Source organism: Exiguobacterium sp. s166, from assembly GCF_018618855.1.
Classification (GTDB): domain Bacteria; phylum Bacillota; class Bacilli; order Exiguobacteriales; family Exiguobacteriaceae; genus Exiguobacterium_A.
This window is the reverse complement of record NZ_JACSMU010000001.1, coordinates 830,700-843,798: the sequence shown is the minus strand read 5'-3', so window position 1 is coordinate 843,798 and position 13,099 is coordinate 830,700. Positions and strand designations below refer to the sequence as shown.

Genomic DNA, 13,099 nt, shown 5'->3' with positions numbered 1-13,099 from the left:
ATGATACCTAAAATCATCGTCTGGCTTGTCTTATTGATTGCGGCAATCAATCTTGCAATCGGTCTTTGGATCCCGGAATCACCTGCCCGAACAACGGTTAGCAGCATTTTGCTCGGACTGATCGTCTTACTTGGAGTGGGGTATTTCATTGCACTGCGCCGTTCTTCAAAATAAATTAAACCCGTTTCGTTTGCGTGCAGCAGACGGAACGGGTTTTTGTATACGAAAGAATCATAAAGATGAGAGTGAGTGAATATTCTAAAAAATCTATTTTCATACACTTTATCGACACAAAGGTGGATAAAATGTAAATAATATGCACGTTTCGGGACCTATGACCTAAGACGAAAGGTATGGTAAGTGTAAATAATGTGCAAAATACACTAAATATTCGTATTCGAATATCCGGAGGGGGTCTAAGGTTATATGATGTTGTTACAGAGCTAGACAAAAAAATTAGGAGGTTATTCATTATGAACTTGAAAAAGAAGCTTGCTATTGCAGGTATTTTCGTTGTATTAGGAAGTGGTCTTACTATAAATAGTAATATATCTTATGTAGCAAAAGATCTTCTACCAGGTGAGTTCTCGGTCAAACACGTAGCAAAAGATCTTCTACCAGGTGAGTTCTCGGTCAAACACGTAGCAAAAGATCTTCTACCAGGTGAGTTTACAGAAAAGAATAAAGCTTAATCATCACTTTCGTACAATCTATTTATTGTAAAAATACTTTATTATTACGTAAAAGAATTTGTTTATACTCATTCATTCCTAAAATGTCGAATAAAGTATAGGCCTTATGATAAGCACTTTCTATTTCTTTAGAACTAGAGTCACACATTTCTAAAGCATACGCCTTTTGGTAATAAAGTTGACCTAATAAAGACATGTCTTTAAATCTTAAACTCTGCTCAATGCCATCGTCTATATATTTTAGAGCTTCTTCGGGTCTGTGTTTAGCCACTAATACTTTAGAAATATTGTACAACAATCTTATTTTTTCAACTAATAGTTCATCACTATCTAAGCTAAGTGATAGTAATTCTTCATAGACTTTTAATCCATGTAAATAATTCTTTTTCTCATAATAAATTGTAGCGATTGCAGATTTTATACGGATTAACATTTTCGGAGAGTAGTAAAAGGTGACATATTTTTCTGATAGCCTTTGCATCTCAACGATACACGTCCTATAGTCTATCTTTTCCATACGATAGGCACTTAAGTGCAAGTAATAAGAATAAAGAGAATATAATTCTTCGTCTTTCTGTAAAATATTCAATTTTTTTTTAGATTCGTTGTATATAGTTGCATAGTCTTTATTTTGAAATTTAGTTAAAAGTTCGTCATCTATTATTTTAATTGAATCTAGATGATGTTCTTGACTTAAAAATAATGTAATTGGAACTTGTAACCTTCTCGATAACGCATATAACAAATCAACCGTCGGAGAATGTGTCCCACTTTCAATTTTACTGATTTCCGCCTGGCTGCAAATTCCGTTCGCCAAATCCTTCTGCGTCAGATTATGTTTCTTGCGAAGGCGGCGAAGGGCCAGACCAATCTGCGGTGACGTGAATTGATCCATCGGGTTCTGTCCTTTCTGTCCAGTGGATTTGAGAAAACGATACCCTTTTCCATTATAAGAGGGAACGGGATCTGATACCAAACTTTTAGTTCAAAAAGTCGTCAACGTGTTGTCTGCCATTTTAAACGAATGAAAGGGGTAACTCCTATGAATCTCACCTTTAAAGAATCGCGCCGGACGATGACATCTTACGGCTGGTGCTTAAATGTTGCTACTGTCTCGGTCGCACCCTTGGCAAGTCGGGAAATGGACCGGATCAAACCGACGGCGAAACGAGAATTAAAAACTTCATGATGACGTCTCTTGCTGACGTGGCTTCATTCCGTCACAGGTTTGAAGCCTTTTTTAATACAGACTGCTGAAAGGAGCATGGATATGATCGGACTAACGGTTCTTTCTGAAAGCGAAGGATGGTTACACCAACTCGACCCGACCGATGCGCTCACGACTTTTTGTGAGCAGCACCGGTTCTCAATGGATCGTTATGATTACGATCAGCATACGTTTTTGGATTTACTCGACTATATGGACTTTCAAGAATTCGAACATTATTTGTTTGTCCTGCGAGGAACGGGGGAGCGGGCCTTGCGACTTGTCGCGTATTTACAACAGCGGATGTTACATGTTCAGTTTCATCTGATTAATGAGCGGGGCGATGTCTTGTTCGGTGATCCATATTTCTTGAACGGAACCATCCCGTTAGACGGGATGGCAGTGCATACGCAACCGATTGAATTACAAGATGCGTTGATGTCTTTATTCACCGGTGTCTATCCGGATACGGCTTCTCGGGAGCCGCAACCGTTGCGTCACGTCTATGTCGAAACAACAGAGTTACTCGACTCGATTGTACCCACCCTGTTTGATCAGATGACGATTAACAGTTTGTTGTACATTGATCAGTCGACTCGTCATGATTTGCCGGTCATTGAATTGATGAGCCGGACGCCGGTCTTGTTAGCCTTTTCCGATACGTTATCCTTTAATGTCAGAGAACGATTGGCGACGTTTGACCGCCAGGAGTTGGATGCTGCTATCAAACAGTGGCATGAGACAAGTGTCGTCTCTAATCCGGAACAGCGGATCGGGATTCTTGATTATGCGACGCTCACCGGTACGCCGTCCTCCCATCGTCTGTTCATTCACAGTGACGGGATCTATGCGGATTATGGAAAACGGCTATTGCTTAGTGCGGCGTTCGACTTAAATATTTGTCAGTTACGTCAAAATCAGTTGGCGAGATGGGAAGCGCTCGCTCCGATTACTCAGCTCGCCTTATATCCGATTCTGTTTCAACTCGCTTCAACGTTTCAAGGGACCAGTCAGTTCGTGACGCCTTACAGCGCATTTGAACTGCCGCGGACCGACGGAAAGATTGGTCCGCTGACGATGATCGGGATTCAAAATAACGAAGGATGTTTCGCCTTCGAACTGGTGACGAATCAGTTGTTTGAGACGGATGAGACATTCCTCGCCATTCTCGAAGCCGATCAAAAGGAACGGTTTGATGTTTTGCCAAAGCGGCTTGGTACAGACTATGAATCGGCGATTCAGACGTATAAGGAGTTGATCTATCATGGATGACAGACCATTATTCGGTCCATTTGCGCGAAAAGGGAGTTATTCACGTGTTCAAGTTCTCGATCATCTGTTTGCAGACGACCGATTCATGGCACTTTATCAAGAAACGTCCACCTTGCCTGAAGTTGATGAGTTGATGTTATATCGCCGGTATCTGCAGAAAGACGACCGTGTCTTGCTGCACGGGAACTTTTCCCCGCATCTCTTCAATCTGCTATGTGAAGAAGGATATGATTTGCATCTCGTTGAACCGGAACTGAATCGGATTACGGGTATCTCTGAACAATACCTGAATCGGGTCTATGGTCTCAGCAATGAGTTGATTGATGTGATGGGGAATGGAGTATTCGATAAAATCGTTTTACCGGGTACAACAATTGCACGATATTCACGGGGGGAACTGTTGTTGTTCTTCCGGAATATCCGTCACTTATTGGCAACGGACGGTCAATTACTGATCAGTATCCATAAAGCGGATTATTTAAGACAAAATGTCCAACCGATTGCCTCGCGACGTATTGAGGACTGTACCTTGTTTTACGGTCAAAAGGTCGATCGCGACCGGTTGATTTTTAATACGTATCTGAAATCGGCTTCTGATGAGAAGGTTGGTTATGTAGTGGAACATCTGTACGAAACAGATACGTTGTTTGAATTTGCTAAACTGTCCAGGTATCGGGGACGGACATTGTACGCCGGGAAAAGCATCAGTATTTTAGAGTTTGATAAAATCGGTTGATTTTACAATCTATCTTATACTATCAAAAGGGGCAGATTTTTTTATGATCTGTCCCTTTTTGGTATCATAAAAAAATCGCGTGCTTTAAATCGTTGTTACGAAGAAAAAAATTAAAGAAGTCAGCCTTTTTGAAGATAATTAGTTCCTTAAATTGGATAAAAAATATTTTAAATACTAGTTTAACTAGGTCTAAAGGTGGGGTAATAAACAAAAGCAGCCCTTATTAATCAGTTTCATGATGCCATCAGACAATCGGAGGATAGGTAAATGTTATGGATGAGAAGGTAGCAAAACTGAAAGCCAGTTGTTTATCGTTTATCGAAACATTATTTCCGGAAGAGCGTTTTGAGTTTGTGGATTATGTTATTCTTCCCGATGCCTTTGGTAAGAGCGGAACACATTTGACATTCAAATCCGCTGCACGGGAACTCAAACTCAGTTTTGTCGATCAAGCACATAGTCGCTTCGAACGTGTTTTCTTAGCTGAAAAGACGCCGAAGTCTCCATTTTTCAACCGGATGATGGAAGCGACATATGAAGACGGTCAACTTTACATTCACCATGTCTTAAAATCTGATTGAAACGGCAAGTAAAAACACGATGAGATGTGTACAGGAAACATCCTGTCCGCTTCTCATCGTGTTTTTAAGTCAAATCTTAATCGATTGCAAACCTTGTTGGAGTGCTTGATTAATGGTTGTCGCCATATGATCACGGACCTCTTGTGTCAGCAGACGACCATTGAAGTAGACTTCCGGTGAGAGCGTCAAGTGGACGAGAACATCTTCCAGGACGAGCTTGAAATCGAGCGGTTGCGTCGGTTCGAGGGATTGAGCCATAAATTCTTGTAATGAAGGATGTTGGACATATTGGGGATCAATCAAATCAATCACAGTCGTATTCAAAGCAAGAGCAAGCCGTTCTAATGTTTGCGTATTTGGCATTCGTTGACCACGCTCGTAAGCGGAAATCGAAGTGACCGTTTCTCCGCATCGCTCAGCCAAGTGTTTTTGGGTGAACTGATGTTGTTTACGCAATTTCATGATTTTTTTTCCGAGAGCACGTTCCACGGGCCTCACCTCCTATTCTTGCCGATAAGCTTACTAGTACTAAATAACCACTTTCATTATAGCGCAAACCTTCTAAATGTAAAAAAAAGTTTTTAATAAAAAATAATTACATGATTATGTATTTAATGGGTTTAAAATTCACGGTATCATGTGTTATTTGAAAATATTGGGAAGTTCTCTAAAAGAGAACATGCTATTCTAATAGTTAGCGAGAAAAGGAGGGCATATATGTTTAAAAAAATTCCATGGTCCGGTTATGTGACCCTGTTGATTGTAACCATCTTGTTTATCTCGAGTTCGATGCCATATGAAGAGCAGTCGTTAAAGCCTGGGTTGTCGAGGTACTTTGATTTAGGTTTCGTCGAAAAGCTTCGGTTCATTTCGTTTGACTACCATGGGGAAGTCAGCGTGGAAGCGCTTGGTGCTTCTGGATTTGTTGAGTTTTTCATTCGAAAGGCAGCCCATCTGTCCATCTTCATCGTTCTCGGCATCGCCTTGGTGGATTTAACGTATCGAATGATCCGTCCGTATGCGTTGGCCGGTTTGTTTGCGTATACAGTCGCAATTACAATTGCCGTCTTTGATGAGTTTCATCAAATATTGACGGGCGGACGGACCGGATTGATTCAGGATGTCTTACTGGACGGCACGGGTGCTTTGATCGGGATTCTATTGTATCGATTATTTTGGAAGAAAAGACCAAGTGAACAATGGATGCGCCCGTGAGTCTTCTGTCCTATTTTTTTTAGAGAAAAAGCAGGGTTTTGATGATGGAAGTCGAAAAAAAGATTAATCTCATTAACTAAAAGGAGTGAAATCGGATGCAGCATCCTCATCTATTGATTACGAGCGCCGGTCGCCGGGCAAAGCTCGTCGAGTATTTTGTCAAAGAGTTCAAGACGGGACGTGTCAGTACGGCAGACTGTAGTCCATTGGCATCCGCCTTATATATGACGGAGGACCATTACATCGTTCCGAAGATAGATGAGGTCGATTACATCGATCATTTACTGAAGCTTTGTCAAGAGGCGGGAGTGACGGCCATCCTGACACTGATTGATCCGGAACTCAGTTTGCTGGCTCGATCAGCTGAACGATTTCAAGCCGTGGGGGTGACAGTCGTCGTTTCACCGTATGCCGCCTGCCAACTTTGTTTCGATAAATATACGATGTATGAGTACTGTCTGCGTCAAGGTATCGCCCATGCGCGGACGTACCCCTCGATGGAATCGTTTCAAGAAGCTTTTTCCATAGGAGAAGTGAGCCTGCCTGTGTTTGTCAAACCACGTAGCGGGAGTGCCAGTACGGAAGTCCGCCAGGTGGAAACCTTCGAAGAGGTCGAACAGTTATTCGCGAAGAATCGCGATCTGATCGTTCAAGAGTTATTAGTCGGTCAAGAGCTCGGCGTCGATGCGTATGTCGATTTGATTTCTGGAAAAGTGACTTCTATCTTCATCAAGGAGAAATTAACGATGCGGGCAGGGGAGACGGATAAAAGTCGTTCCGTCGTCCGGGAAGACGTTTTTGAATTAATTGAACACGTCTTGGAAGAATCCGGCTTGACGGGTCCGCTCGATTTTGATTTGTTTGATGTCGCAGGTACATTGTATCTTTCGGAAATTAATCCGCGTTTTGGTGGGGGCTATCCCCACGCCTATGAGTGTGGCGTTAATTTTCCGGCGCAACTTTACCGGAATCTCATGCAACAAGTCAACGTCCCTCAAATCGGACAGTACATGAGTGATGTCTACATGCTAAAGCATGACACGGTCACCTTGGTTTCTGCTGCTGAACTGCAACAAATCAAGCGATGAATGCAAAAAATGCCGATTGGGTTTCGTATAGAAATCCGGTCGGCATTTTTATTACAGATGACATCCGTCAAGAAATCGAAACACGGGATCGTTTGAGGCACTGTACAGCAGACGTCCAGCTCCCGAATAAGGCGTTGATCGTCGACGTACTCGGGACGGATCGTCCTTCCGCCCATTTCCGGTAGTGGATGATGCTGAGCGATGGGAGCTCGCGTTGTGCCTGTCTCAACGCATCAAGGACATCTTCTTCGACCCACTTCCGCCGTGGGGGAGCGATGTCGAGACAAGTGAGGGCATCAACCCATGAACCGTATTTTCGGGCAATCGTCGCGACCGTCGGATGTCCGTTTTCCTGCGCCCAAATCGAGTAGGTCTGGGTCGTCAGGCGCGGAAGAACGTCCGATGCTTCGAGGAGCGCGTTGATAATGCGTTCTTCTGTCATACAGATTGAACGTGTCATCTCGATGTGTGCTTCCTCAAGGGCCCGTGACCATGACCCGAAACGAAGGTTAATCAACGTCAAGGAAGGACCGTGTTTGGCTTTGGCCCATTCGCGGTAACTGTTGCTATGAAACGGATGCAAACGTTCTGAAGCTTCTTTGATGAAAGCGAGGATCTCCTGATCGGAATAGTATGGCCGAATGGATGATAACCCAGCTGCATGCAACGCTTCACGCCATGATCCGAACACGTTGATAATCGTCGTGATCGACGGGATTTCTTTTCCGGTCGACCAGCGGGCATACGTCTTGGCGTCCAAGGCAGGATAAGCAATACTCGCCTCGATTAAGCTGTCGATTACTTGTTGTTCTGTCCATTTCTTCATGATGTCATACCCCTTTCGTGTAGGTGTTCGTCTAGGTGTGGGTACTTTCTTGTGAGGTCGTGCGACGGCGTGTCGCATAAATCAGAAAACTGAGCCAAATGAAATAAAATCCACTGGGCCGGATCAAGACACTTTCTGTGAACTGGAGCAAAAGCAACCAGATACTGAGTAACAACAAACTGATCGCTAACGAATCGTCGTAGCGGTAATCCTGAATGAACCGGACGAGTATCAACAGAAATGACGCGGAATACAGCAACAGTCCGAAAAATCCGAGTTCATACAGATAGACAATAGGCGTGCTGTGGAACGTATACAGTGTACTCGGTCCGAGCTGTTGTTCAAGCCCGATCACAGCAGAGCCGAGTCCGTGTCCGAACCAAAACCGGTCGAGTGAAGCGGTCAGACCGGCTTGCCATAACTCACTCCTTCCGTTGAGGCTGATCAACTTGGCGAATAACGAGTGGTTGAGGGACAGTGAGCCGATGAGAATCGCGGCACCAATCAGATAAAGCCCCGTCACCTGATAACGCAACCGATGGGCCGGAATCAATAAGATCGTCGTCAACAGCGCAAGCAGACAAAATGAATAGAGACCAGTCTGCGAAGCACTAAGGATCAGACCAATGAAAATCACAATCAGGATAATCCCGAACAGAACGAATGACCGGAGATTTCGGCGAGCAATCGACTGCAGGACAGACATCCAGGCCATGAGACCGCCAGGAACGAGCCATGCTGCCAACGTATTCGGATTGTTGGTCAGACTGGCTGACCGGAGAAAACTGCCTTGCTCACCGACATAAAGTTGGGATAAGGAAACGGGACCAAGTTGCAACGACTGAATGTTCTCGATCGGAACGTATTGTTTTCCGAATGAGACGATGAGTGCATAAACAGCGAGAAAGAAGGCCTGATAGAGAAGGATGAGGTTCAACAGCTGAAACCAACGGATGAAAGGTTGAAGCGTCAGTGATAGAACGATGATGACGAAAAGCCATGTCGTAAACAGATGGAGTAGGGCAAGCGAAGAATCGACAGCTGGACGAAAAAAGAAAATGATAGCGTGAAACGTGAGATAAAGTAAAAACGAAGTGACAAGTCGTTGGGTCAAGGCGCGTGGCGGAAAATACAAGGGACGGGTAACAAGATAAAGGCCAGTAAACAGAATCAGATAGATAAGAGCGATCCAGATGTTCCAATGACTCGGCAGGACTTCGTCCGTGAAGGAGAGAGGACGTGTCCATAAATCGATCAGGACCCAAAGAGCCAGGAGGAATAAGCCAATCGATTCAGGTATATTGTATGATTTTAACATCATTACTAGTATCTATCCACCCTTCATATAGGACTTATTACCGAATTTTCAGTATTTTAATCATCAAATTGGTATTTACCCTTCATTTACTAAAATTCATGCAGTTTTCACGGATGATTTTGAAAAAATGGCGATCATTTTTTTGTGAATCGTCTTTTTTTTGTGAATCAATCTTTTTCGATGAACTAACGATACCGAAGCATGATGACTCCTCAAAAAAATATAATCATTTCCACCAAGCTCTAATTGTTTTGGCAGTCGTTTGGAAATAAGGTGTAACCATAACCAGTGTCCATCCAACATGTCAGGTAGTGAGAAAGAGGTGAACCATGTGAATTCCATCCATCAAAAAAAGACATTCGGTGACCATGTGATGACATTAAAGAAAGGGTGGTGGGTACTCTGCTTACTGACTCTTCTCTTAGCGGGTGCCGGATATGCCGTCAGCACTTATGTCATTCCACCGACGTATGAAGCGACTGCCTATATCCTTGTCGTCCCGCAACAGGATGCGGAAGCGACATCGACGACGACGCTTGTCAGTACCTACCAAGATATTTTAAGAAGCCCTGAAGTCATTGATCAGGTCGCTCAAAAGATGGACGTCACGGATAAACGGATCTTTGATTTGACGGATCGTCTGACCGTTGCCAGTAACCTGGACTCCCAAGTCATCGCCTTATCGGTCACGGATCGATCGGCAGAACAAGCCGCAATCCAGGCGAATACGATGACGGAAGTCTTCCAGGATTATGTGCCGCAACTGATCAAAACAAGCAGCACGGAAGTCTTCTCGACAGCCCGGATTCCAACGAAACCGGTCTCGCCGAACATTCTGATGAATACCGCAATCGGCGGGATTCTCGGACTCCTCTTCGGATTATTGATCGTCTATTCCCGGGCGCTCGGAAAAAAGTCAGTCGTTGAAGAAACAAAAGAGACGTCTTACCCGCAAGCTGTCAGTCATCCCAGCCGTTCTTGATTGAAGAAAGGAGGAGCCGATCATGCAAGCCCCGCCATTTCAGCAATATCGCCGGCATATGAAAATCGGTCTACTGCGGCTGATCGATGCCTCAATCATCATTGCTGCGACGGTCGTGACCTTTTACTTCTTTAACCCGCTGAACCTCACGGCCAACTTTGAACTGATGGATGCTATCGAAATCGCCCTGATTCAATGGGTCGCCTTGACGCTGGTCGCCCACTGGATGTGTTTTTATCAAATCATTTGGCGGTATGCCAGCCTCCGAGATTTGGGTGTGCTGCTCGTCGTCGTTGTTGCGAGCAGCTTCGTCCTTCTCGGACTTGAGTACGCGTTGTTCGATTTTGCCGTCGAACGCGCCGTTTTCCTCCAAACCGGACTGGTTCTGAACGGAATCTTGTTCGTCCGTCTGCTGATCCGTGGACGGAGTCTCGAACTGAAACGTGAAAATCGGTCGCTCGGGAAACGGACGTTGATCATCGGTGCCGGTGCATCGGGGCAGATGATCACGAAAGAGCTGAAACAGAAAAAAGCCCACATCCTTAATGTCGTTGGATTACTCGACGATTTTACGGAGCTGAAAGGGATGATGATTCACGGTGTCCCGGTTATCGGAACGATTGACCAGCTCGAATGCATCATTGAAGAACATAAAATTGAAGCCGTCGTCCTGGCGATTCCGTCACTTGCCTATCCGGACCGGGTTGCCTTACTGAACCGGATCAAACAGACGAAAGTCGAAGCCCATACATTACCGATGCTTGTTGAACTGGCTTCCGGCAAGGTTTCCGTCAATCAGATGCGCGAAGTATCGATTGCTGACCTGCTCGGTCGGGAACCGGTGGAACTCGATATCACGGAGATTGAAAAAAGTGTCAGTCAAGCAACGGTCCTTGTAACCGGTGCCGGCGGATCCATCGGTTCAGAGATTTGCCGGCAACTGATTAAATTCAAACCGGCCCATCTGATTTTACTCGGTCATGGAGAAAACAGCATTTATCTGATTCGGCGTGAACTGGAAGCCGTAACGGAAGGAATCACGCTCCACTCCGTTATCGCTGATGTCCAGGATGCGGACCGGATGATGGATGTCATGGCACGTTTTAAACCGGATCTCGTCTACCATGCGGCCGCGCATAAACATGTCCCGTTAATGGAAGATAATCCGAGTGAAGCGGTCAAAAATAACATTTACGGGACACGGAACGTCGCGCTTGCCGCGGAAGCGGCCGGAGTCAAGCGATTCGTCATGATTTCGACCGATAAGGCGGTTAATCCGAGCAGTGTGATGGGAGCGACGAAACGAATCGCGGAGATGGCCATCCAGCAGATTGCCCGCAACAGTGAGACGACATTCGCTGTCGTCCGGTTCGGCAACGTGTTAGGGAGCAGGGGTTCCGTCATTCCGCTCTTTAAGGACCAGATTGCGAAAGGCGGTCCGATTACCGTGACGGACCCGAAAATGACCCGGTATTTCATGACGATTCCAGAAGCGAGCCGGCTCGTCATTCAAGCAAGCGTCCTCGCAGAAGGTGGAGAAGTCTTTGTCCTCGACATGGGCGAACCCGTCAACATCACGACGCTCGCCCGGAACCTGATTCATTTAAGCGGCTTTACCGAACAACAGATTCCAATCGTCTACAGCGGCATCCGAAAAGGTGAAAAGTTATACGAAGAGTTGCTCGCGACGGAAGAAGTACATGAAGAACGGGTCTTTGACAAGATTCTCGTCGGGAAGACACGACCGTTCGGATCCATTGATCCTTATTTACGGAACATCGCCTTGACGCTGGATGATGAACAGGCGTTACGGACGTATCTACTTGAAGCGACGAACCGGACCGACATGATGCCGGAGACGATTCCACCGGCGATTCGGATCGCCCGGGAATGAGGGGGAGACGAGATGAAATCTGTTCGGCAACTGTCACGATTTAATCTGATTTTCATTGCAGATACGGCCTATTCCCTCCATCAGTGGATGATTTTGACACTGCTGATTAAATGGAGCACACCACTCAACATCGGTTACTTCAATTACGCGCTCGCTTTAACCGCTCCGATTGTCATGTTTTGCTGGTTAAATGCCAGCACGATCCTGACGGCAGAACGGTCAGGCTTAAAAAACTTCAATTTGTTCATCAAGACCCGCTTTTCCTTATTATCTGTCGGAGTATTCGTCCTTCTCGGTGTCTATTATTTCTTTGGGGAAGCCGATATCCTCTGGCTGACGTTACTCGTTTACCTGAACAAGTATATGGAATCATTCGCTGATCTCGCCTACGGATTTCTCCAAGGACATATGGCGTTCAAGGAAGTCGCCTTATCCAAGATTTTCCGCAGTCTCGTCAACGTCTCAGGTGCGGCCTTGATTCTTTTTACGACCCATTCGATCCACGGCTTCGTCTTAGCACTCGTCGCCGGAAACCTGATCATGTTGATTCTTTACGATTTACCGACCGTCCGGCGTGTCGGTCACGGATTTGAAAACCAGCAGATGAGTGAACGGTATCAAACGGGACGGCAATTGTTCTTTAAAGCAGTCCCGCTCGGATTCGTCGCCTTATTGATCGCTCTCAATGCCAACATTCCCCGCCTGTTCGTCGGACATGCAATCGGAACGGAAGAACTCGGTTATTATGCGAGCATCGCGTATCTCCTGGTTCTTGGCAGCTTGTTCATTCATTCCCTCGTCGCCGTGTTGCTGCCGAACTTCTCCTCCGACAGCGGGGAGCGGCAAAGCTTACCGGAATTACGGAAGCTGACCCGGTCGATGCTGCTCATGACGAATGCAGTCGGTATCCTGTTGATCATCGGGTCGATTTTCTTCGGGAAGTGGGGCTTGACGATTTTCTACAATGCCTCGTTTGTCCAGTACCATACGATTTTCGTCCTGATGATGGTCGCCTCGCTCTTCTTTTATAATTCGACCGTCATCCAAGCGTTGTTGACCGGTTTTCAACAGTTCCGTGTTCAGACGATTGCCATCTTCGGCAGCGTCATCGTTAATATCGTCGCCTGCAGCATCCTGATTCCGATGTACGGTTTGTACGGGGCAACGACAGCTTACGGATTATGTGCCGTCACCCAGATCGGACTGTTGATTCCGGCGCTCTATCGTTCGCTTTATCCACGAAAACTGACACTGGCAATTGAACAAAGCAGCTAAAGGAGGGAAAAGC

At 45.6% G+C, this 13,099-nt stretch carries 15 protein-coding genes; 11 read left to right on the top strand and 4 right to left on the bottom strand.

Annotated elements, in window-relative coordinates:
* Complete coding sequence (locus tag KNP93_RS04165) at positions 1-174, top strand: hypothetical protein (RefSeq protein WP_214853329.1); 174 nt, start codon at positions 1-3, stop codon at positions 172-174.
* Positions 175-473: 299 nt separating this feature from the next.
* Entirely contained in the window at positions 474-692 is a 219-nt protein-coding gene (locus tag KNP93_RS04160; RefSeq protein WP_214853327.1) for a hypothetical protein, read from the top strand.
* 22 nt (positions 693-714) lie between these two features.
* Here KNP93_RS04160 and KNP93_RS04155 read toward each other — a convergent pair whose 3' ends face one another.
* Positions 715-1,587, bottom strand: a complete 873-nt coding sequence (locus KNP93_RS04155) for a helix-turn-helix domain-containing protein (protein ID WP_214853324.1) — start codon at positions 1,585-1,587, stop codon at positions 715-717.
* 147 nt (positions 1,588-1,734) lie between these two features.
* Between KNP93_RS04155 and KNP93_RS04150 the strand changes: the two genes are divergently transcribed.
* From KNP93_RS04150 to KNP93_RS04135, 4 genes are all read left to right on the top strand, one after another.
* Positions 1,735-1,881, top strand: a complete 147-nt coding sequence (locus KNP93_RS04150; protein WP_165871603.1) for a hypothetical protein — start codon at positions 1,735-1,737, stop codon at positions 1,879-1,881.
* An 81-nt stretch (positions 1,882-1,962) separates the two neighbouring features.
* Positions 1,963-3,171 (top strand): hypothetical protein, encoded by a 1,209-nt coding sequence (locus tag KNP93_RS04145; protein ID WP_214853319.1) that lies wholly within the window; start codon positions 1,963-1,965, stop codon positions 3,169-3,171.
* Positions 3,164-3,907: a hypothetical protein gene (locus tag KNP93_RS04140; protein WP_131502336.1), complete on the top strand. Its 744-nt coding sequence runs from the start codon at positions 3,164-3,166 to the stop codon at positions 3,905-3,907. The genes KNP93_RS04145 and KNP93_RS04140 overlap by 8 nt, the downstream gene beginning before the upstream one ends.
* A 272-nt stretch (positions 3,908-4,179) precedes the next feature.
* Positions 4,180-4,488, top strand: a complete 309-nt coding sequence (locus tag KNP93_RS04135; protein ID WP_131972206.1) for a hypothetical protein — start codon at positions 4,180-4,182, stop codon at positions 4,486-4,488.
* A gap of 69 nt (positions 4,489-4,557) precedes the next feature.
* Here KNP93_RS04135 and KNP93_RS04130 read toward each other — a convergent pair whose 3' ends face one another.
* Positions 4,558-4,977 carry a helix-turn-helix domain-containing protein gene (locus KNP93_RS04130; RefSeq protein WP_131502334.1) on the bottom strand — a complete coding sequence of 140 codons (420 nt, stop codon included), beginning with the start codon at positions 4,975-4,977 and terminating at the stop codon, positions 4,558-4,560.
* A gap of 228 nt (positions 4,978-5,205) precedes the next feature.
* Between KNP93_RS04130 and KNP93_RS04125 the strand changes: the two genes are divergently transcribed.
* The gene (locus tag KNP93_RS04125; RefSeq protein ID WP_214853316.1) at positions 5,206-5,703 is read left to right on the top strand and encodes a VanZ family protein; all 498 of its coding nucleotides are present in this window, start codon (positions 5,206-5,208) and stop codon (positions 5,701-5,703) included.
* 95 nt (positions 5,704-5,798) lie between these two features.
* Positions 5,799-6,791, top strand: coding sequence for an ATP-grasp domain-containing protein (locus KNP93_RS04120; RefSeq protein WP_131972212.1), 993 nt, complete (start codon positions 5,799-5,801; stop codon positions 6,789-6,791).
* 67 nt (positions 6,792-6,858) lie between these two features.
* Here KNP93_RS04120 and KNP93_RS04115 read toward each other — a convergent pair whose 3' ends face one another.
* Complete coding sequence (locus KNP93_RS04115) at positions 6,859-7,617, bottom strand: hypothetical protein (protein ID WP_131502331.1); 759 nt, start codon at positions 7,615-7,617, stop codon at positions 6,859-6,861.
* A gap of 31 nt (positions 7,618-7,648) precedes the next feature.
* Positions 7,649-8,938 (bottom strand): O-antigen ligase family protein, encoded by a 1,290-nt coding sequence (locus tag KNP93_RS04110; protein WP_131502330.1) that lies wholly within the window; start codon positions 8,936-8,938, stop codon positions 7,649-7,651.
* 328 nt (positions 8,939-9,266) lie between these two features.
* Here KNP93_RS04110 and KNP93_RS04105 point away from each other — a divergent pair, with 328 nt between their 5' ends.
* The 3 genes from KNP93_RS04105 to KNP93_RS04095 are packed head-to-tail and all read left to right on the top strand — an operon-like array spanning position 9,267 to position 13,086.
* Positions 9,267-9,917 (top strand): YveK family protein, encoded by a 651-nt coding sequence (locus tag KNP93_RS04105; RefSeq protein WP_131502329.1) that lies wholly within the window; start codon positions 9,267-9,269, stop codon positions 9,915-9,917.
* Positions 9,918-9,939: 22 nt separating this feature from the next.
* Complete coding sequence (locus tag KNP93_RS04100) at positions 9,940-11,811, top strand: polysaccharide biosynthesis protein (protein ID WP_214853312.1); 1,872 nt, start codon at positions 9,940-9,942, stop codon at positions 11,809-11,811.
* A 12-nt stretch (positions 11,812-11,823) separates the two neighbouring features.
* Positions 11,824-13,086 (top strand): oligosaccharide flippase family protein, encoded by a 1,263-nt coding sequence (locus tag KNP93_RS04095; protein ID WP_131502327.1) that lies wholly within the window; start codon positions 11,824-11,826, stop codon positions 13,084-13,086.
* Positions 13,087-13,099 lie beyond the last annotated feature (13 nt).